Consider the following 20,627-nt stretch of genomic DNA (forward strand, 5'->3'; position numbering starts at 1 on the left):
AGGAGAATCATGGACGAACGCAACGCGATCGAGGCTGTGGTCCGGACCTATCTCGACGGTCTCTACGAAGGCGACGCCGACAAGCTGGCCGCCGCCTTCCACCCCACCAGCGCGCTGACGCAGGTCTGGAAGGGCGATCTGACGATCGTGCCGCGCGACGCGTGGCTCGACGCGGTGCGCAACCGCCCGTCTCCGAAGGCGCAGGGCCTGGCGCGGACGGACGAGATCCTCTCCATCGCGCAGCACGGGCCGGAGATGGCGGTGGTGACGCTGCGCTGCGCGATCCCGCCGCGCTTCTTCACCGATGCGCTGTCGCTGCTGAAGATCGACGGGCGCTGGCAGGTCGCGCAGAAGGTCTTCCGGACGGAGCTGCGCGGCTGACGGAATCTTTCCTTGCAGCAGGACGCGGAAGGCCCCACCTTCCTCTCATCCGCAACCAGCTGAAAGGAGGTGATCCAGTGTCTCATTGCAGTTCGGCCCATTCCGTGGGCGCCTGGATCATCGCCATCGCCACCGCGACGGCGAGTCACTAGGGTCCAGCCGCGGCGCAAGCCACCGGCAATGCGGGGGGCCTCGCGGAGCGATCCGCGGGGCCCTCTTCAGTTTCAGGCAGGGCGCCCGTAGCCCTTCAGCTGCGCGGCCGCGTCGGCCAGCTCCGCCTTGCTCAGCAGCACCGGCTTCAGCCCCGCCGCGAGCAGGTCGAGATACTGCCCGGCCAGGTTCTCCACCTCCCGCGCCAGCGCGACCGCGCCCGCCAGCGAGGCGCCCAGCGCCACCACGCCGTGATTCGCCAGCAGCGTTGCGCGCAGCCCCTCGCCCAGCGCCGCGACGCATTCCTGCGCCAGCGCCTCCGTGCCGAAGGTCGCGTGGCGCGCGCAGGGAATGCCGGCGCGTCCCACCGCGCCGGCCAGCGTGATCATGTAATGGAGCGGCGGGATGCCGCGCCGCGCGCAGGCCAGCGCGGTCGCGCGCGGCGAATGCGTGTGCACGACGGCCTGCGCATCCGCCCGCGCGGAAAAGATCGCCGCATGCAGCCGCCATTCGGAGGAAGGCCGCCCGTTCGACAGCGGCGCGCCATCCGCGGCGCACTCCACCAGGTCAGCCTCCGTCATCGCCGCATAGGGCAGGCCCGAGGGCGTGATGACGAAGCCGCGCGCCGTGCGCAGCGAGAGGTTGCCGGATTTCTGCGGCATGTGCCCCGCCGCATCCAGCGCACGCGCCGCGGCGACGAGGTCCTTCCTGTCGGTGTCCGCCATGCCGCGCCTCCCGCGCGATCCTCCCGCGCGGAGGGCCCCGGCGGCAAGACTCTCAGCTCGGCTGGATGCCGGCCGCGCGGATCAGCGCCTGCCACTTGGTCGCATCGGCGCCGAGCTGCGCTTCCATCGCCTCCTCGCTCGTCGGCCAGGGCGTCAGGCCGCGGCGCGCGAAGTCCGCCGCCACCTGCGGGTCGGACAGCGTCGCGCGGATCACCTCGCCCAGCCGCGCGCGGATCGGCGCCGGCGTCGCGCGCGGCACGACGATGCCGTCCCAGTTCAGCACCTCGTACTCCGGCAGCCCGGCCTCGATCATGGTCGGCACGGCCGAGAGCTGCGGGGCGCGGGTCCTGGTGGCGACGCCGAGCGCACGCAGCGTCCCCGCCTGCATATGCGAGAGCACGGTGCCGAGCGGCGAGAAGCCGAAATCGTGCTCCGCCGCCACCGCGGCCAGGATCTGCGGCCCGCCGCCGCGATAGGGCACCGGCACCGTCCGCGTCCCTGCGATGTGGTCCAGCAGGATGCCGGAGAGATGCCCCGGGGAGCCCACGCCGCCCGTGCCGTAGTTGAGCGTCTCCGGCCGCGCCTTCGCCGCCGCCACCAGCTCCGCCACGCTGCGCCAGGGCCGGTTCGCCGGCACGTAGAGCACGTTCACGGCGTTGAAGATCATCGAGACCGGCGCGAGCTCCGACACCTCGAAGCCCATGTTGCGCACCAGCGCCGGGTTCACCGCAAGCGTGCCCATGTTGGCCGAGCCGATCGTCGTGCCGTCCGGCGCCGACCGCGCCACCGCCAGCGCGCCGAGATTGCCCCCGGCACCGGCGCGGTTGTCGATGACCACGGTCTGCCCAAGTGCCGCCTGCAGATGCGGCTGGATGATGCGTAGGGCGGCATCGGATGCGCCGCCCGGCGGGAAGCCCAGGACGAGCGTCACCTGGCGGGAGGGCGCCCAGGCCTGCGCCAGGGCGGGACGGGCGAGAAGGGCGCCGGCAAGGCCGGCGAGGAGGATGCGTCGCTGCATGGTCGTACCCATGCAAGCACCGCGCCAGGGGGCCGCCATGACTCCCCGGATCTGCGGTCTACTGCGCCTGCGCGCTCGCGTCCGACCGCGTCGCGCCCACCCGCAGCGCCAGGGCCGCGGCCATGAACTCGTCGAGCTCGCCGTCCAGCACGGCGTCCGGGTTGCCCTTCTCCACGCCGGTCCGCAGGTCCTTCACCATCTGATAGGGCTGCAGCACGTAGCTGCGGATCTGGTGGCCCCAGCCGATGTCGGTCTTGCCGGCCTCGGTCGCGGCGTTGATCGCCTCGCGCTTGGACAGTTCCAACTCGTAGAGGCGCGCCTTCAGCATCTCCATCGCGATGGCGCGGTTGCGGTGCTGGCTGCGGTCCTGGGTGGAGGCGACCACGATCCCGGTCGGGATGTGGGTGAAGCGGACGCCCGATTCCGTCTTGTTCACGTGCTGGCCGCCGGCGCCGCTCGCGCGGAAGGTGTCGGTCTTCAGGTCGGCCGGGTTGATCTCGATCTGGATGCGGTCGTCGATCACCGGATAGACATAGACGCTGGCGAAGCTGGTCTGGCGCCGCGCCGCCGCGTCGAAGGGGCTGATGCGCACCAGCCGGTGCACCCCCGATTCCGTCTTCAGCCAGCCATAGGCGTTGGTGCCGGTCACCTGGATGGTGGCGGATTTCACGCCGGCCTGCTCCCCTTCGGACTGCTCGGTCATGGTCACCTTGTAGCCATGCGCCTCGGCCCAGCGGGTGTACATGCGCAGCAGCATCTCGGCCCAGTCCTGGGCCTCGGTGCCGCCGGCGCCGGCATTCACTTCCAGGTAGGCGTCGTTGGCGTCGGCCTCCCCGGACAGCAGGCTCTCGATCTCGCGGCGCTTGGCCTCGGCGGCATAGGCGCGCAGGTCGGCCACGGCCGCGTCGGCGGTCGCCGCATCCTCCTCCATCTCCGCCAGCTCGATCAGCTCGAGCGCGTCGGCGACGTCCTTCTCCAGCTTCTGCACGCCCTCGACCTGGGCGGCGAGGCGGTTGCGCTCGCGCATCACCGCCTGGGCCTCATCGGCCTTGTTCCACAGCTCGGGGTCCTCGGCGCGGGCGTTCAGCTCGGCCAGGCGCACCACGGCGGCGTCCCAGTCCAGGTGGCGGCGGAGCAGCGCGATGCTGTCCGCGATCTCAGTCTTCAGGCTCTCGGCATCGGCGCGCATGATGGGGCGCTCAGTACAAACCCCCGAGACCTCTGTCCAACCCGGCCGCGGCGGAACCGCCGCCGCTCCCCGTGGCGAAGGGATCGGAGGGCGGCCGGGCGGAATTCTCCGTGCCCGGCCGGAAGGGCTCGAGGATGGTCTGGCCGTTCGCCACCTGCACGCGCACCAGCGCGGTGCCCGGGGGCGCACGGAAGGGAACAGGCGGGCTGTCCTGCAGCGCCGCCGCGACCACGTCGCGGAACACCGGCGCCGCCATGCGCCCGCCGGTCACGTCCGCATCGGGCAGTCCCGGCACCGCCATGCTGCGCGGATCGTCGTAACCGATCCACACCGCCACCACGAGGTCGGGGGTGAAGCCGACGAACCAGGCGTCCTTGTAGTCGTCCGTGGTCCCGGTCTTGCCGGCGACCGGGCGGCCGAGTCCCTCGCCCGCCCGCGTGCCGGTGCCGCGCTGCACCACGCCCTGGAGCAGGCTCACCATCTGGAAGGCCGCGACGGGATCGGCGATCTGGCGGCGCTCCTCGGTCAGGGCAGGCGGCCCGCCCGCGGGCCCGGCGCTCTCGCAGGCCTCGCAGCGGCGCTGGTCGGTGCGCCACACCAGCCGCCCGTGGCGGTCCTGCACGGTGTCGATCAGCGTCGGCGTCACCTGCCGGCCGCCATTGACGAAGCCGGCATAGCCCGCCGCCTGGCGCAGCACCGTCGTCTCCCCGGCGCCGAGCGACATGGACAGCAGGCGCGGCATGTTCGGGATCACGCCGAAGCGGTTCGCCGTCTCCGCCACCGCCGCGATGCCCACCTGCTGGGCGAGGCGGATGGTCACGAGGTTGAGGCTGCGCTCCATCGCGCTGCGCATCGTCACCCAGCCCTGCGGTTGCGTGGCGCCGTAGTTGCCGGGCCGCCACAGGCCCTGCGGCGTCATGATCTCCACCGGCGCGTCCAGCAGCTGCTGGTTCGGCGGGATGCCGGCCTCCAGCGCCGTCAGATAGACATAGGGCTTGAAGGAGGAGCCGGGCTGGCGCTGCGCCTGGGTGGCGCGGTTGAACCAGGACTTGTCGAAGGACCAGCCGCCCACCATCGCCAGCACGCGGCCGTTGTTGGGGTCGAGCGCGACCACCGCGCCTTCCACCTCCGGCACCTGGCGCAGCGCGAGCCGCTCCGGCCGGGCCGGGGTGCGGCCCTGCGCCGGGGTCGCCGGCAGCACTTCCACCATCACCACGTCGCCGGGCGCGATGACCTCGCCGAGGCGGCGCGGCGCGGGGCCGAGCCTGCCGTCGCGCACCGGGCGCGCCCAGCCGGAGACCTCCTCGTAGAACAGCGACATGGTGCGCGGCTGCGGCGCGCTGCGCGGATCGGGCCGCTCCAGCCAGGCCAGCCGCGCTTCGCGGTCGCGCACCTCCAGCGCCACGGCTAGGCGCCATTCGGGGGCCATGCCGGGCGGGCGCTGCACCTCCTGCAGGGCGGGCAGCCATTCGGTCGCGGCGGCCGGGATCTGGGCCACGGGGCCGCGCCAGCCGCCGCGGCGGCGGTCGAAGTCCAGCAGGCCGCGGCGCAGGGCGCGCTCTGCCTCGGCCTGCAGCGTCGGCTCGAGCGAGGTGCGGACGACGAGCCCGCCCATCGTGGTCTGGTCGGCGCCGAAGCGGGCGACGAGCTCGCGCCGCACCTCCTCGGTGAAGTGCTGGCCCACCGCGACCATGTCGGGCCGGCGGGAGGGGCGCGGGACGATCGGCTCGGCCATCGCCGCCTCGGCCTCCGCGCGCGTGACGCGGCCATCCTCGGCCATGCGGCCCAGCACCCAGTCGCGCCGCGCCTTGGCGGCGTCGGGGAAGCGCAACGGATTGTAGTTGTTCGGCGCCTTCGGCAGGGCGGCCAGGAAGGCGGCCTCGGCCAGGGTCAGCTCGTCGAGCGACTTGTTGAAGTAGTTCTGCGCCGCCGCGGCCACGCCATAGGCCTGCGCGCCCAGGAAGATCTCGTTCAGGTAGATCTCCAGGATGCGCCCCTTGGGCATCGCCTGCTCGATGCGCAGCGCCAGCACCGCCTCGCGCAGCTTGCGCGTCAGGGTGCGGTCGTTGCCGACCAGCATGTTCTTGGCGACCTGCTGGGTGATGGTGGAGGCGCCGATCGGCCGGCGGCCGGTGCTCATCTGCTCCACATTCACCAGCGCGGCGCGCGCGATGGCCATCGGGTCCACGCCGGGATGGGTCCAGAAATTCTGGTCCTCGGCCGAGACGAAGGCCTGCTGGATGCGCTCGGGGATCGCCTCGATCGGCACGAAGACGCGGCGTTCCTGCGCCAGCTCCGCCATCAGGCGGCTGTCGGCGGCGTAGATCCGGCTCATCTGCGGCGGCTGGTAGTCGGCCAGCCAGGTGTGGTCCGGCAGGTCGGCCTCGGCCGAGCGGTAGAGCGACCAGCCGGCCACCCCCGCCGCGAGCCCGCCGGCCACGGTCAGCACCAGCCCGGTGCGCAGCATGAGGCCGAGGACGCTCACGCGCCGCCGCTTGCGCGGGGCTTTCTCCTTCGGGGGCGGCGCGGCGGCGGCGGGGTCGGCGGGGCTGCCGCCGACCATGCGGCCCTCGGCGCGAAGCTCGGGGACGTCCATGTCGCTTTTCATACACCAGCCTTCGCCCGCTGGCACATGCCGGCCGCGCGAGGCTCCTATCCGGCGGCGAGCGCGGGCGAGCGCCCGGCCTGCGCCAGATAGCCCTGCACCGCCCGCGAAAGTGCCCGGGCCACCTTGGCGCGGTGATCGGCCCGGCGCAGCGCCGCCTCGTCCTGCGGGTGGGAGAGGAAGCCGATCTCCACCAGAACGGACGGGATCTCGGGCGCCTTCAGCACGGCGAAGCCGGCCCGCCGATGCGTATTGGGCAGCAGCGGCACCTGGCCATCCAGGGACTCCACCACCTCCCTGGCCATGCGTGCGCTGCCGGCGCGGGTCTCGGCCCGCATCAGGGAGAGCAGGATGGCCTGCACCTCCGGCGTGAGGGACGGCATGCGCAGCCCGCCCGCGCGGTCGGCCTGGTTCTCCCGCCGCGCCAGGGCGCCGGCGAGCGCATCGGAGCTTTCGCCAAGCGTATAGACGGAAGCGCCCCGCGCGCCCGGGGCGCTGTCGGCATGGATCGAGACGAACAGGGCGGCGTTCCGCCGGCGGGCGAACTCCACGCGGTTGCCGAGCGAGACGAAGCGATCGCCGGTCCGGGTCATGACCACCCGGCAGCGGCCGGAGGATTCCAACTGCCGGCGCAGTTCCTGCGCCGTGGCCAGCACGATGGTCTTCTCCCGCGTGCCCCGGCCGCCGATCGCGCCCGGATCGCGGCCGCCATGGCCGGGATCGAGCACCACAAGCGGCTTCGGCGCCGCGGAGCGCCGCGACGTATTCCTCTGCCCCTGTGCGGCTGCCGGCGGCGGCAGCGCGGCGAAGGCGAGCAGCAGGCCCGCCAGGTCGCGACGACGCAGCATCCGAAACCCCCTGTGCCGGCGCCACCCCCGCGGCCCGGCCGCCGAGGGAATACCACATACCGGCCGAGGCTTGCCAGGAAAGGCTGCCGCGGCGGTTGAAGGACGCGTGAGCCCCCCTGCGGCAGCGCCTTGTGGTCCGGGGATCGGGCAACTATGGTGCCTTGCCCCGGCGGCGACGCCGTCGGCAGGGTCGTTCCGGTTCGCGTGGTCCGCCTCGCCCCGTCCCAGACCGCCGTGCGCGGCGGATGGCGGCAGGCCCGGGCCTCAGTCCTGGCATGGGACGGGCAGTCGCCCGCCTCGCGCTTCGCCAGGAGCCGCAGCCGCGTCCCCGCCGGCGCGGAGCGCGCGCGACATGCCCCCTCCCTGGCCAGTTCCGCCCGGGCCCGGGGCTTGCCCCTCGCCCGCCGCCCGCCCGACCGCGCCTGCGATCGGCGCCCGCGACTCCGGCCTGCCGCAAGGCGTCCGGCCCGCGCGCCGCCCGGAGGGCCCTGGGGCATCGCGAGGCGCTTCCGCCGGACCGGCGGACCGTGGATGCGGCGCTTCGCCGCTGCCGCGCAGGCCGGTCCAGAGACCCCACCGGACCAGGCCCGATCGGGCCGGTCCACCGAGAAGAGGATCGGGTCGCCGCGCATGGTCATCGTCCTGCCGCGCCGCCGCCGCTTCCCGGGCCCCGCCACCCTTCTCCGCCGCAGCCTGGCCATGCGTCTCTGCGGCGCGGAGTCCCCCTTTCCATGACCAAGCGCATGCTGATCGACGCATCCCACCCGGAGGAGACCCGGGTGGCGGTGCTGGACGGCAACCGGCTCGAGGCCTTCGACATCGAGTCCGCCAACCGCCTGCCGCTGAAAGGCAACATCTACCTCGCCCGCGTCGTGCGGGTGGAGCCCAGCCTGCAGGCCGCCTTCGTCGAATACGGCGGCAACCGCCACGGCTTCCTGGCCTTCGGCGAGATCCACCCCGACTACTACCAGATCCCCGTTGCCGACCGGCAGCGCCTGCTCGAGATGCAGCGCGCCGAGGCCGAGGAGGACCGCCGCCGGGAGGAGGCGGAGGACGCCGCCCGCGCCAACGACGCCGCGCTGAACGACGCGCTGGAATCGGCCGCCGCCGAGCCGCCGGCCGAGACAGGCGAAGCCTTCCCCGGCGCCGAGGACGCGGCGCCGCCCGCGCCGGACGCCGAGGGCGCCGCGGAAGAGGCGGCCGAAGCGCGGATCGTGACCATCGAGGCCGCGGCGGCGGAAGCGACCGTGCCGCATGAAGGCGTGGCGCTGCCGCCCGAGGGCGTGCCCTCCGCCGCGCCGGAGCACGCCGCCGACGCCGCCCCCGAGGGCGAGGACCGCCTGCCCGGCGAGGCCGCGCAGGACATCGCGGCGGCCGAGGCGGCCGAGGCGGAGAGCGAGGGCTATGCCGAGGCCGGCGGCGAAGGGGCCGAGGCCGACGCCGAGCCGGCGCTGCCGCCCGAGACGGTCGGCGGCTCCACCGAGGACGACGTGCGGGAGCGCCGCATCCCGCCGAAGTTCCTCCGCCACTACAAGATCCAGGAAGTCATCAAGCGCCGGCAGATCATGCTGGTGCAGGTGGTGAAGGAAGAGCGCGGCACGAAGGGCGCGGCGCTGACCACCTACATCTCGCTCGCCGGCCGCTTCTCCGTGCTGATGCCGAACTCGCCCCGCGGCGGCGGCGTCTCCCGCAAGATCACCTCGGCCGCCGACCGCAAGCGGCTGCGGGAGGTGATCGACGACCTCTCCCTGCCCGACGGCATGAGCCTGATCGTGCGCACCGCCGGCGCGCAGCGGCCGAAGCCCGAGATCAAGCGCGATTGCGAATACCTGCTGCGCCTGTGGGACAACATCCGCGAGCGCACCTTCGCCAGCACGGCGCCGGCCCTGATCTACGAGGAGGCCGACCTCATCAAGCGATCGATCCGCGACACCTTCGGCAAGGACGTGGACGAGGTCGTGGTGGACGGCGACGACGCCTACAACGACGCGCGCGAATTCATGCGCATGCTGATGCCGCAGCATGCGCAGAAGGTGCGGATCTCGCGCGATCCGGTGCCGCTCTTCGCCAAGCATGGCGTGGACCAGCAGCTGGAGCAGATGCACAGCCCGACGGTGCAGCTGAAGTCGGGCGGCTACATCGTCATCAACCAGACCGAGGCGCTGGTCGCCATCGACGTGAACTCGGGCCGCGCCACGCGCGACCGGCACATCGAGGACACGGCGCTGCGCACCAACCTGGAAGCCGCCGACGAGGTGGCGCGCCAGCTTCGCCTGCGCGACCTGGCGGGCCTCATCGTCATCGACTTCATCGACATGGAGTCGTCCAAGCACGACGGCATGGTGGAGCGCCGCCTGAAGGAGGCGCTGAAGCAGGACCGCGCGCGCATCCAGGTCGGCCGCATCAGCCATTTCGGCCTGCTGGAGATGTCGCGCCAGCGGCTGCGGCCCTCGCTGGTGGAGCACGCCTTCATCGCCTGCCCGCACTGCCAGGGCCGGGGCCTCGTGCGCAGCGTGGAGAGCAGCGGCCTCGCCGTGCTGCGCGCCATCGAGGAGGAGGGCGGCCGCCGCCGCGCCGCCGAGATCGTCGTGCATTGCGCGACGCCGGTGGCCTTCTGGCTGCTCAACAAGAAGCGCGAGCGCCTGATGGAGGACGAGCAGCGCTTCGGCATGAGCATCCTCGTCCAGGCCGATGACAGCCTGGCGGGGCCGGGCGTGCGGATCGAGCGCACCCGCGCGCAGAGCCCGGACGCCGTCGCCGAGCGCCCCGCCGCGCTGCGCATGGACTATGCGCCCGAGCCGGAGGAGCCCGAGGCCGTCGAGGCCGAGCCCGAGATCGCGGAAGGCCGCCCCGAGCCGGAGGCGCGCGCCGAGGCGGAGGGCGAGGGCGCCGCGAACCGCGGCCGCCGCCGTCGCCGCCGCCGGCGTGGCGGACGCCGCGAGGGCGCCGACGCCGCACCGGGCGAAGCCGCCGCCGAGGAAGGCGAGGAGGAGGAGGACGCCGAGGAGGGCGAGGCGATCGCCGCCCCCGAAGCGGCCGAGGGTGCCGAGCCCGCCGCCCTGCCGGAGCAGGAGCCCGAAGCGGAAGGCGATGCAGAGGCCGATGCCGCCGATGGCCGTCGTCGTCGCGGCCGCCGCGGCGGTCGCCGCCGCCGCCCCGAGGGCGAGGGCCAGGGCGAGGCGCCCGAGGCACCCGCCGCCGCGACGCCTGCCGCGCCGGCCCCGGCCCCCGCAGCGCGCCGCGCCCCGACCCCGGCCGATCCCTTCGCGGGCCAGATGGACGAGATCCTGATGGCCATGGAGGCCGCCGAGCAGGAAGCGGCGGAGCGCGCCAGCCGCCCGCGCCGGCCGGCGGTGCCCGCCGCCGAGCCGGTCGTGCCCGCCGCCGCCGAGCCCGCGCCGCTGCCGGAGACGCCGATCGCGGCGACACCCGAGGCTGAGGCCCCCCCGGCGGCCGAGCCTGTCATGGCCGCGCCGCAGGAGCCCGCCCCGTCCGCTTCCGCCGCGCCCGAGCATGTCGTGGCGGAGGCACCCGCCGCGCCGGAGCCGCCGGCCGCGGCAGCGCCCGAGCCGGCCCCGCCCGCCCCCGAGGCGCCGCCCGCACCGGAGGCGCCGGTGATCGGCGCGCCGGTCGCGCCGATCGTGCTCGGCGCCGAGCCGGCCGCCGAGCTGCCGCGCAAGCGCGGCTGGTGGCGCCGCTGATCCTCGCCCTCGCGGCGCGACCGGCCTGACCGGTCGCGCCGCAGCTTTCCATCACACAAAGTTGAAAGCCGCCCCTGGGCGGCTGCAGCGCAGGAGCTTTCCACGTGGCGCGACTGACGGTGCTCGAGCCGGAGGCGATGTATCCGGACACCCTGCTCGAGCAGGAGGTGCTCGGCCCGGATGTCGAGATCATCCACGGCGGCGCGCCGCACACCGGCAGCCTCGACATGCTGACCGACGAGGTCTGCGCGAAGGTGGACGGGCTGCTGATCTTCCGCCACTGGCTGAAGCCCCAGCACATCGCGCGCTTCCCGAAGCTCAAGGTCGTGGTGCGGATGGGCGTCGGCTATGACCGGCTGGACCGCGCGGCCTGCGCGGCGCGGGGCATCACCGTCTGCAACGTGCCCGACTACGGCACGATGGAAGTGGCCGACCACGCCATCGCGCTGACCCTCGCCCTGCGGCGCGGCCTGCTGCTGCACCACGACCTGCAGCGCGCCGATCCCCCGGCACCCTGGCGCTACATGGACAGCCCGCTGATCCGCCGCCTGGGCGTGCAGGGCTTCGGCATCATCGGCCTCGGCCGGATCGGCACCGCGGCGGCGCTGCGGGCCAAGGCACTCGGCTTCCGCGTGGTGTTCTTCGACCCCTTCCTGCCGAACGGCGTGGACCGCGCGCTCGGCATCGCGCGCGCCCGGACGCTGGAGGAACTGCTGCCGCAGGCGGATGTGCTCTCCATCCACGTGCCGGACACGCGCAAGACCCGCGGCCTGGTCGGCGCGAAGGAGCTGGCGCTGCTGCCGAAGGATGCGGTGGTGGTGAACACCGCCCGCGGCACCAGCCTCGACATCGACGCGCTGGAAGCCGCGCTGCGTTCCGGCCACCTGGCGGGCGCGGGGCTGGACGTGATCCCGGTGGAGCCGCCAGTGGAGCCGGTGCCCGGGCTGCTGGCCGCCTATCGCCGGCGGGAGGCCTGGCTGCAGGGCCGCGTGATCATCACCCCGCACAGCGCCTTCCACACCCCGGAGGCCTGGGCCGACATCCGCCGCAAGAGCGCCGAGACGATGCGCGATGCGCTGCTGCTCGGCGGCTCGGCCAACGCGATCGCGCCCGAATCGGATTGAACCGGCTCGCCGTGGGGTCGCAGCGGACTGCCGCATGGCCACCCTCGGCTGCGGATTTTACAACTTCTGGTTGTTGACGTTCCGATGACGCACCTTTGATTGATCGCCGGGCCGCCCCGACGCATACTCTCGCGTCGCGTCAGAAAATCTGATCCGTCCAAGTCCGTAAGGCGAACTTCGTCCTCGGGCATGGAATGATTTGACTCATTGTGTTAGTCCTCGCGCGGTTTTTTGGGGGGTCGGTTGCAGGTCATCCTTGACATCTCCCGGCTTTTGACCGTCGCACACCGGCCGGCGCCGACAGGCATCGACCGGGTCGAGCTGGCCTATGCCCGAAGATGGTCGGCCGAGACCGATAACCGTTGCGCTTTCGTTGCAGAAATTCCCCTCGTCGGCTTCGCGGCTTTGCCACGCCAGGTTGTGGCGGAGCTTGTTGCCGCCCTGGAAGAATGCTGGCTCCACGGCGGCCGCAGCGCCGCCCCGGTGGCGCGCCGCGCCAAGCTCGCGCTGCCCTTCGGCCGCTCCGCCCTGGTGGGGCTGCTGCGGCGGCCGGGCCCCAAGGCCTTCCTGCTGGTCTCGCACCGGGCGCTGGAACGGCCGGGCCGGATCGCGGCTCTGCGGCGCCAGGGCTGCTGGTTCATCCCGCTGATCCACGACCTGATCCCGCTGCAACACCCCGAATTCGCGCGCGCCGGCGTTGCGGAGACGCATCGGCGGCGGATCGCCACCACGGCGGCCCTGGCCGACGGGATCGTGGTCAATTCCGCCGCGACGGGCGCCGAGTTGACGCCCTGGCTGGCCGGCCGCTCCGCACCGCCCGCCATCGCCGTCGCCCCGCTCGGCGTCAGCCCGCCGCAGGTGGACGAGCCGCCGGTGGCGCTCCGGCCCTATTTCGTCGCGCTCGGCACCATCGAGCCGCGCAAGAACCACCTCCTGCTGCTCAATCTGTGGCGCCAGTTCGCCGCCACGCTGGGCACCGCGGCGCCGCGCCTCGTCGTCGTCGGCCGGCGCGGCTGGGAGAACGAGAACGTGCTCGACATGCTCGAGCGCTGCGCCGCCATCGACGGGCTGGTGCGCGAGACCGGCGCGCTGCCGGACCGCGAGGTGGCCTCCCTGCTGCGCGGCGCCCGCGCTTTGCTCTTCCCTTCCTTCGCCGAGGGCTTCGGCCTGCCGCTGGCGGAGGCGCTGGCGCTCGGCGTGCCGGCCATCGCCTCCGACCTCGCCGCGCTGCGGGAGGTGGGGGGAAGCGTGCCGGACTACCTCGATCCGCTGGACGGGCCGGCCTGGCGCACCAGCATCCTGGATTATGCGCGCGCCGACAGCGGCGCCCGGCGGGCACAGCTCGGCCGGCTGGGCGGCTGGAAGCCGCCGGCCTGGAGCGATCATTTCGAGGAAGTGGATCGCCTGCTGGAGGCACTGGTCCGCGGACCCGCGCCGGAACGGCTGCCGGTGCCGCACCCGCCGCCAGCCCTATCCCGACCGTCGGCGCGCGAGCGCGCGGCGGCGCTGGACGCGGTCGGCCGCGACGACACGGCCGGATGACGATGCCCGGGATGCCTCGGCGCGCATGGCGCCGCGTCGCTCGCCCCTGACGACGCCCGGACCCGTGTGATGGCGCCTCGCAGCCGCCGGCCGGCGGACCGTGCCCCCGTTCCCGTCGCCATCGTCGGCGCCGCCTGCCGCCTGCCCGGCGCGCCCGACCTCGACGCGTTCTGGTCGCTGCTGGACAGCGGCACGGACGCCGTCTCCACCTTGCCGACGGACCGCTTCAGCCAAGCCGCCTTCTTCCATCCCCGCCGCGGCGAGCCCGGGCGCAGCTACACCTTCGCCGCCGGGCATATCGGCGACGGCTATGCCTTCGACGCCACCGCCTTCGGCATCTCCCCGCGGGAGGCGCAGGAGATGGACCCGCAGCAGCGCCTGCTGCTGGAGGTGGCGCTCGGCGCCGTCGAGGATGCCGGCTGGCGGCCCTCCGCCCTTGCCGGCCAGGAGGTCGGCGTCTTCGTTGGCGGTTCCTCCACCGACCATGGCGAGCTGCGCCTGCAGGACCCCGGGGGCGGCGACCGCTACTTCATGACGGGCAACGCGCTCTCGATCCTGTCCAACCGCCTGACCAACGTCTTCGACCTGCGCGGCCCCGCAGAGACGATCGACACGGCCTGCTCCTCCTCCCTGGTCGCGCTGCACGCCGCCTGCCGGGCGCTGGCGGAAGGGCGGGTGCCCGCGGCGATCGCGGCGGGGGTGCAGATGCTGCTCTCGCCCTATGCCTTCCTCGGCTTCTCCCGCGCGGGAATGCTCTCGCCCACCGGGCGCTGCCGCGCCTTCTCGGCGCTGGCCGACGGCTATGTGCGGGCGGAGGGGGCGGGGGCGCTGATCCTGAAGCCGCTCGATGCCGCGCTGCGCGACGGCGACCGGATCCGCGGCGTGATCCATGCCACCGGCGTCAACAGCGCCGGCCGCACCATCGGCCTCGCCTTGCCGAACCGGGAGGCGCAGGCGCGGCTGATCCGCCAGGTGATGGAAGAGGCCGGCGTGGCGCCCGACCGCCTCGCCTATTTCGAGGCGCATGGCACCGGCACCCAGGTGGGCGACCCGGCCGAGGCCTGGGCGATCGGGGAGGCGGCCGCTGGCAGGCAAGGCGGCCGCTCCGCGGCGGGGGGCCGCGCCGCGCCGCTGCCGGTCGGCTCGGTGAAGACCAATATCGGCCATCTGGAGCCCGCCTCCGGCATCGCCGGGCTGCTCAAGGCGATGCTGGTGCTGGAGAAGCGCCGCGTCCCGGCGACGCTGCACCAGGGCGAGCCCAACCCGCATATTCCGTTCGACACGCTGAACATCCGCGTGGCGGCCGAGGCCGAGGCGCTGGACGCACCGGCGGATGCGCTGGCCGGCGTCAATTCCTTCGGCTTCGGCGGCACCAATGCCTGCGCGCTGCTGGGCCCCGCCCCAAGCCCGAAGCCCGCCCGCGCCTCGGCGGCGAAGGCGATGCCGCCGCTGGTGCTCTCGGCGCGCTCCGCCGCAGCACTGAAGGCGCTGGCGGAGCGCTGGGAAGCGCGGCTCGACGGCGCCGATGCGAAGCAGGCCGCGGCGCTCGCGCGCGGCGTGGCGCGGCATCGCGACCTGCTTCCATACCGGCTTTCGCTGCGCGGCGCGGACGGCGCCGCGCTGGCCGGCGGGCTCGCCGCCTGGCGCGAGGGCGGCGTCCCGACCCAGGCCGTCTCCGGCGGCCTCTGCTTCGTGTTCAGCGGCAACGGCGCGCAGCATGCGGGCATGGCGCAGCAGGCGCTGCGCCGCTCCCCTTCCTTCCGGAAGGCGCTGCGCGAGGCGGATGCGGCGCTGGCGCCGCTGCTCCGCTGGTCGCCGCTCGCGCGCCTCGAGGCCGGCGTCACGGCCGAGGAACTCGCCGCCACCGATGTCGCGCAGCCGCTGATCTTCGCGATCCAGGTGGCGATGCTGCCGGCGCTCGCCGCGCAGGGCATCGTGCCGGAGATGGTGCTCGGCCATTCCGTGGGCGAGGTCGCCGCCGCGCATGCCGCGGGCCTGCTCGACCTGCCGGAGGCGGCGCGGCTCGTCGTCGCGCGCAGCCGGCACCAGCATGCGCAGCGCGGCGTCGGCCGCATGGCCGCGCTGAACGCCCCGGCCGACGACGCCGAGGCGCTGGCTGCGGCGGAGGGCGTCGAGATCGCCGCGCGCAACGCGCCCGGCGCCTTCACTTTGGCCGGCCCCGCGGAGGCGCTGGAGCGCGTGCGCGCGGCGGCCGAGGCGCGGCGCTTCGCCTTCGTGCCGCTCGACCTCGACTACGCCTTCCACAGCGCGGCGATGGACCCGGTGCGGGACGCGCTGCTGGCCGACCTGGCGGGCCTGCGCTGCGGCGCGCCGGCGCGGCCGATGCTCTCCACTGTCACCGGCGCGGCGCTGGAAGCGGGCGAGGCCGACGCCGCCTATTGGTGGCGCAACCTGCGCGAGCCGGTGCGGTTCGAGGCGGCGGTGCGCGCCGCGCTGGAACGCGGCGCGCGGATCTTCCTCGAGATGGGGCCGCATCCCGTCCTGCAATCCTATCTGCGTGACACGGCTCGCGCCGCCGGCGTGGACGCCGCGCAACTCGCCAGCCTCTCCCGGCGGGATGCGGAAACGTCCGAAGATCCCTTCGCGCTCATTGCCGATCGCGCGGCGCAGGCCGGCGCCGATCCGCGCGGCGGCCCCGCCTTCGCCGGCCCCGCCGCGCGCGACCTGCCGCTGACGCCCTTCGACCGGCAGCGCTACCGCCAGGCGCACACCGCCGAGGGCGCGCGGCTGACCGACCCGGTGCAGGACCATCCACTGCTCGGCTTCCGCGACGGCAACGAGGCCGGCCTCTGGACGCGGATGCTCGACACGGCGCTGGAGCCCTGGCTCGCGGATCACCGGCTCGGCGCCGATGCGGTGCTGCCCGCGGCGGCGATGCTCGATGTCGCGCTCGCCGCCGGGCGCGCGCGCCACCCCGACGCGACGGCGCTGGAAGCCTCTGAATTCCGCATCCTTCGCCCGCTGGTGCTGGAGGAGGGCGCGGCGCGGGAGGTTCGCAGCACGCTCGACGCCGATGGCGCCTTCCGGCTGGAAAGCCGGCGGCGCCTGACGGAGGAGGCCTGGACGCTGCATGCGCTCGGCGAGGTGCGGCCCGTGGCGCAGGCCGCGCTGGAGGTGGCGCGCGCCGCCCCGGCCGTCGGCGCGACCATGCAGGGCGAGACGGTGCGGGCCCGCGCCGCGGCGCTCGGCCTGACCTATGCGGACGCCTTCGCGACCGTGGAGTCGGTGCAGGCCGAGGGCGACCGCGCGCTGGTGCGGCTTACGCTTCCCGAAGCGGCGCCCCAGGATGACAAATTCGTGCTGCATCCGGCGCGGCTGGATGGCGCTTTCCAGGGCCTCTTCGCGCTGCTCGATCCCGCCGCGCTGCCGCCCGGCATCGGGCTGGTGCCGGTGAAGGCCGGGCGGCTCGTGGCGCTCGCCGCCGCCGCCCCCGCGATTTCGGCGGAGATCACGCTGGCGCGGCGCGGCGCGCGCTCGGCCGCTGCCGATTGCGTGCTGCGGGACACGGCCGGGCGCGTGGTCGCGCGGCTGGACGGCATCGTCTTCCAGCGCATTCCCCTGCCGGGCGCCGCCGATCCGCTGGACGCCGCCGCCCGGATCGAGCTTGTCCCGGCCCCGGAAGGCCCGCCGCCGCTGCCCGCCCTGCCGCCGGCCATCGCCGCGGCGAAGGAGGAGGCGGCGAAGCGCGACCTGGCCGAGGCCGCGCTGCTGCTGGAGGCGCATGTCGCCGCCGCGGCGCAGGAAGTGCCGCTGCTCGCCGCCGCGCCCTCCGCGGCCGCCTATCTCGCCTTCCTGCGGCTGTCGCTGGTGGAGGATGGCGCGGCCGAATCCGGGCCGCGCGGCTTCCGGCTTCTGCCGGAAGGCAGCCTGCCGCCGTCGGCGGAGATCTGGCGCTCCGTGCTGGCCGAGCATCCCGACCTCGCCCTCGACCTCGCCTGGATCGCCGAGGCCGCCGAGCGCGTGCCCGAAGCGCTGCGCGGCATGCCGAAGCCCGTTTCGCCGCCGCCGCTTGCGGGCGCGGCACTCGGCGCGCTGGCCGATGCGCTGGCCGCCGCCGTCGCGGGCCTCGCGGCCACATGGCCGGAAGGACGGCCGCTGCGCATCCTGGAAGTCGGCGCCGCCGGCGACCTGCTGGCGCGGCGCGTGCTGGCGCGGCTTTCCCCGCTCGGACGCCGCGTGGAGTATTGTCTGGCCGGAGAGGCGCGGCTGGCGCTGCCCGCGGCGCCTTCCGGCATGGCGCTGGGCTCCGTCGCCTGGGACCCGCGCGGCGAGGCACCGCCGCCCGGCCCGGCCGACATCGTCCTCGGCCTTGCCGCCGCGGCGCGCACCAGGCTTGGGGCGCGCCTGCCGGCCGCCTTGCGGCCGGCGCTGGCGGAAGGCGGCGCGCTGCTGCTGGCGGAGCCGACGCCCGGCCGCGTCTGGACCTTCGTCTGCGGCCAGGACCCGGCCTGGTGGACAGGCCTCGGCCCCGATCCGGCCGGCGGGTCGGAGGGCGGGGCGCTTCCGGATGCGGAGCGATGGCTGAGCCGGCTGGGCGAGGCCGGCTATCGCGCCGCGGTCGCCGAAACGCTCTCCTGCGCGCCCTGGCCGGCGGTGCTGCTCGGCGCCGAAGCGCCGCCGCCGCCCGCCGCCGCGCAGCCTGCCGCGCCGCGCTGCGTCCTGCTGGCCGAGCCGGGCGCGGGGAAGCTGGCCGAGTCGCTGACGGCACGCCTGGCACGTGGCACCACGGTGCCCGAAAGCCTGCCCTTCGGCCCGGCCCCCGCGCCCCGCGCGCTGGCGGGCGCGCGGGTTGTGGCGCTGCTGGCGCCGGAGCCGCACGACCTGGCCGCGACGCTCGCCGGGCTGGTCGCCCTTGCCAATGCGGCGGCCGGCAGCGCGGCGGAGTTCGTCGTCGTCACCCAGGGCGGCGCGCAGCCCATGGAGGGCGCGCACCGCCCGGCCGCCGCCGCCGCGCTCGGCCTGCTGCGCGTGCTGGCGAATGAGATGCCGGCGCTGAAGCCACGGCGGCTCGATCTCGCGCCCGACCTGCCGATCCAGGCGGCCGCGCGGCGACTGGCAGCGGAACTCGACACGAAGGACGCCGAGCCGGAGGCGAGCCTGTCCGCCGGTGGCCGGCTGGTGCCGCGCCTGACGCCGGGCATCCTGCCGCCGCCGCCCGCCGGGCCGCTTTCCCTCGGCATCGCCCAGCCCGGCCGGCTCGGCACGCTGCGCTGGGAGGAAGCGGCGCGCAGCCGGCCCGGCCCCGGCGAGGTCGCGATCCGCGTGGAGGCTGCCGGCCTCAATTTCCGCGACCTGATGTGGGCCCAGGGCCTGCTGCCTGAGGAGGTGCTGGAAGCCGGCTTCGCCGGGCCGACCCTCGGCATGGAATGCGCCGGCGTGGTGGAGGCGGCCGGGCCCGGCGTCGCGCTGCGCCCCGGCGCCAGGGTGTTCGGCGTGGCGCCGGCCGCGCTGGCCGCCCGCGCCGTCACGCGGGTGGAGGCGCTGGCACGGCTGCCGGAGGGGCTGACACCGGAGCAGGCCGCAACCATCCCCGTCGCCTTCCTCACCGCCGTCTACGCTCTGGAGGAATGCGCGCGTCTCCAACCCGAGGAGACGGTGCTGATCCATGGGGGCGCCGGCGCGGTCGGCCTCGCCGCGCTGCAGGTGGCGCAGGCGATCGGCGCGCGCGTCGCGATGACGGCGGGCAGCGCCGCCAAGCGCGCCTTCCTGCGCGCCGCCGGCGCCGACCTGGTGCTGGACAGCCGCGATCCCGGCTTCGCCGACGCGCTGCGCGCGCAGTGGCCGGAAGGCGTGGACGTCGTGCTCAACTCGCTGGCCGGCGAGGCGATGGAGCGCAGCCTGGCACTGACCAAGCCCTTCGGCCGCTTCGTGGAGCTCGGCAAGCGCGACTTCGTGGAGAACCGGCGCGCGCCGCTGCGCCCGCTGCGGCGCAACGCCACCTACTACGCTGTGGACGTGGACGAGCTGCCGCGCGCCCGCCCCGCCCTCGCCGCGCGCCTGCTCGCCCGCATCACGGAAGGCCTGCGCGACGGCACCTTCCGGCCGCTGCCCCTGTCTGTCTTCGGGCCGGAGGAGGTGGAGGCGGCCTTCCGCACGCTGCAGGCCTCCGCCCATATCGGCAAGCTGGTGATCCGCCCGCCCGCGCCGCGCGAGACCGCCGCCGCCGCGCCCTGGCTGCCGGAGCCGGAACAGGTCGTGGTCGTCACCGGCGGCACGCGCGGCTTCGGCCTGGCCTGTGCGAAGTGGCTGGCGCGGCAGGGCGTGAAGCATCTCGCGCTGATCGGCCGCCGCGCCGCAGAGAACGATGCGGCCGCGCTGCGCGCCCTCGGCGAACTCGGCGCCCAGGCCGCGATCCATGCCTGCGACGTCGCCGACGCGACAGCGCTGGAAGCCACGCTCACGCGCATCCGCAAGGCGCATCCGATCGGCGGCGTGGTGCATGCCGCGGGCGTGCTGGCCGATGGCGCCGCGCTCGCGATGGACGAGCAGAAATTCCGGCAGGTGCTGGCGCCGAAGCTGGGCGCGGCGGAGGCGCTGGACCGGCTGACCGCGGGCGATCCGCTGCGCCTGTTCCTGCTGTTCGGCTCCGCCACCACGGCCTTCGGCAATCCCGGCCAGGCCAACTACGTCGCCGCCAATGCCGCGCTGGAAGCGCTCGCGCGCCGGCGCCGCGCCGCGGGCAGGCCCGCGCTCGTCGTCGCCTGGGGGCCGATCGCCGATGTCGGCATGCTGGCGGCCGATGCGGGCAAGGCCGAGACTCTGCATCGCCGCCTGGGTGTCGAGGCGATGACGGCGGACCAGGCGCTCTCCGCCCTGCCCGCGCTGCTCGCCGCGCCGCATGCCGCGCCGATCCTCGCCCGGCTCGCCGGTGCCGGCACGCGCCTGCGCCTGCCGGTGATGGACGAGCCGATGTTCGCCGCGGTGGCGGCCAAGGACAGCGGTGCCGGCGACGGCGACCTGCGCGCCCGCCTCGCCGCCATGCCGCGCGAGGAAGCCGAGGCGACCATCCAGCGCCTGGTGCAGGAGGAGATCGGCCGCATCCTGCGGTTGCCGGCCGAGGCGATCGCCGCCGACGCCCCCGTCACCGGCCTCGGCCTCGACAGCCTCGGTGCGCTGGAGCTGCGCGGCGCGCTGGAATCGCGGCTGAAGCGGCAGGTGCCGATCGCCGGCCTGTCCGAGGAGTTGACGGTCGCCGCCCTGGCACGGCAGATCGCCGCAGCGGTGCTGGCGCCCGCGGCCGAGGAGGCCACGATCGCCGTGCTGATGGAGACCTTCGAGCCTTCGCAGCAGGATCTGCGCGAGGCGGGCTGAACAGAGGAGCAG

General features: G+C 74.7%; 10 protein-coding genes. 5 read left to right on the plus strand and 5 right to left on the minus strand.

Annotated features, from left to right (window positions below):
- Window positions 1-9: 9 nt before the first annotated feature.
- The gene (locus DFH01_RS03420; protein WP_109868973.1) at window positions 10-381 is read left to right on the plus strand and encodes a nuclear transport factor 2 family protein; all 372 of its coding nucleotides are present in this window, start codon (window positions 10-12) and stop codon (window positions 379-381) included.
- Between the two features lie 224 nt (window positions 382-605).
- Here the strand turns inward: DFH01_RS03420 and DFH01_RS03425 are convergent, their stop codons facing one another.
- The 5 genes from DFH01_RS03425 to DFH01_RS03445 are packed head-to-tail and all read right to left on the minus strand — an operon-like array spanning window position 606 to window position 6,916.
- Window positions 606-1,256 carry a class II aldolase/adducin family protein gene (locus DFH01_RS03425; RefSeq protein ID WP_109868974.1) on the minus strand — a complete coding sequence of 217 codons (651 nt, stop codon included), beginning with the start codon at window positions 1,254-1,256 and terminating at the stop codon, window positions 606-608.
- 52 nt (window positions 1,257-1,308) lie between these two features.
- The gene (locus DFH01_RS03430) at window positions 1,309-2,274 is read right to left on the minus strand and encodes a Bug family tripartite tricarboxylate transporter substrate binding protein (protein WP_158287602.1); all 966 of its coding nucleotides are present in this window, start codon (window positions 2,272-2,274) and stop codon (window positions 1,309-1,311) included.
- A gap of 58 nt (window positions 2,275-2,332) precedes the next feature.
- Window positions 2,333-3,463: a peptide chain release factor 2 gene (prfB, locus tag DFH01_RS03435; RefSeq protein WP_109868976.1), complete on the minus strand. Its 1,131-nt coding sequence runs from the start codon at window positions 3,461-3,463 to the stop codon at window positions 2,333-2,335.
- 10 nt (window positions 3,464-3,473) lie between these two features.
- Window positions 3,474-6,059: a penicillin-binding protein 1A gene (locus DFH01_RS03440; protein ID WP_233255943.1), complete on the minus strand. Its 2,586-nt coding sequence runs from the start codon at window positions 6,057-6,059 to the stop codon at window positions 3,474-3,476.
- Between the two features lie 56 nt (window positions 6,060-6,115).
- Window positions 6,116-6,916, minus strand: a complete 801-nt coding sequence (locus DFH01_RS03445) for an N-acetylmuramoyl-L-alanine amidase family protein (protein WP_109868977.1) — start codon at window positions 6,914-6,916, stop codon at window positions 6,116-6,118.
- 731 nt (window positions 6,917-7,647) lie between these two features.
- On the opposite strand from DFH01_RS03445, the gene DFH01_RS03450 reads away from it, so the two are divergent.
- The 4 genes from DFH01_RS03450 (at window position 7,648) to DFH01_RS03465 (ending at window position 20,615) form a co-directional block, all read left to right on the plus strand.
- Window positions 7,648-10,617: an Rne/Rng family ribonuclease gene (locus tag DFH01_RS03450; RefSeq protein ID WP_109868978.1), complete on the plus strand. Its 2,970-nt coding sequence runs from the start codon at window positions 7,648-7,650 to the stop codon at window positions 10,615-10,617.
- Between the two features lie 104 nt (window positions 10,618-10,721).
- A complete protein-coding gene (locus DFH01_RS03455) occupies window positions 10,722-11,741 on the plus strand; it encodes a C-terminal binding protein (RefSeq protein WP_233255944.1) in 1,020 nt (339 codons plus the stop codon).
- A 483-nt stretch (window positions 11,742-12,224) separates the two neighbouring features.
- Complete coding sequence (locus DFH01_RS03460) at window positions 12,225-13,283, plus strand: glycosyltransferase family 4 protein (RefSeq protein WP_158287603.1); 1,059 nt, start codon at window positions 12,225-12,227, stop codon at window positions 13,281-13,283.
- A gap of 69 nt (window positions 13,284-13,352) precedes the next feature.
- Window positions 13,353-20,615: a type I polyketide synthase gene (locus DFH01_RS03465; protein WP_109868980.1), complete on the plus strand. Its 7,263-nt coding sequence runs from the start codon at window positions 13,353-13,355 to the stop codon at window positions 20,613-20,615.
- The last annotated feature ends 12 nt before the right edge of the window (window positions 20,616-20,627 follow it).

Origin of the sequence: Falsiroseomonas bella, from assembly GCF_003173615.1 — a bacterium.
Lineage (GTDB): Bacteria > Pseudomonadota > Alphaproteobacteria > Acetobacterales > Acetobacteraceae > Falsiroseomonas > Falsiroseomonas bella.

Coding starts and splice junctions, on each gene's coding strand:
- DFH01_RS03450 (WP_109868978.1), top strand. CDS start 7,648: ATGACCAAGCGCATGCTGATCGACGCATCCCACCCGGAGGAGACCCGG.
- DFH01_RS03420 (WP_109868973.1), top strand. CDS start 10: ATGGACGAACGCAACGCGATCGAGGCTGTGGTCCGGACCTATCTCGAC.
- prfB (WP_109868976.1), bottom strand. CDS start 3,463: ATGCGCGCCGATGCCGAGAGCCTGAAGACTGAGATCGCGGACAGCATC.
- DFH01_RS03440 (WP_233255943.1), bottom strand. CDS start 6,059: ATGGACGTCCCCGAGCTTCGCGCCGAGGGCCGCATGGTCGGCGGCAGC.
- DFH01_RS03465 (WP_109868980.1), top strand. CDS start 13,353: ATGGCGCCTCGCAGCCGCCGGCCGGCGGACCGTGCCCCCGTTCCCGTC.
- DFH01_RS03445 (WP_109868977.1), bottom strand. CDS start 6,916: ATGCTGCGTCGTCGCGACCTGGCGGGCCTGCTGCTCGCCTTCGCCGCG.
- DFH01_RS03430 (WP_158287602.1), bottom strand. CDS start 2,274: ATGCAGCGACGCATCCTCCTCGCCGGCCTTGCCGGCGCCCTTCTCGCC.
- DFH01_RS03425 (WP_109868974.1), bottom strand. CDS start 1,256: ATGGCGGACACCGACAGGAAGGACCTCGTCGCCGCGGCGCGTGCGCTG.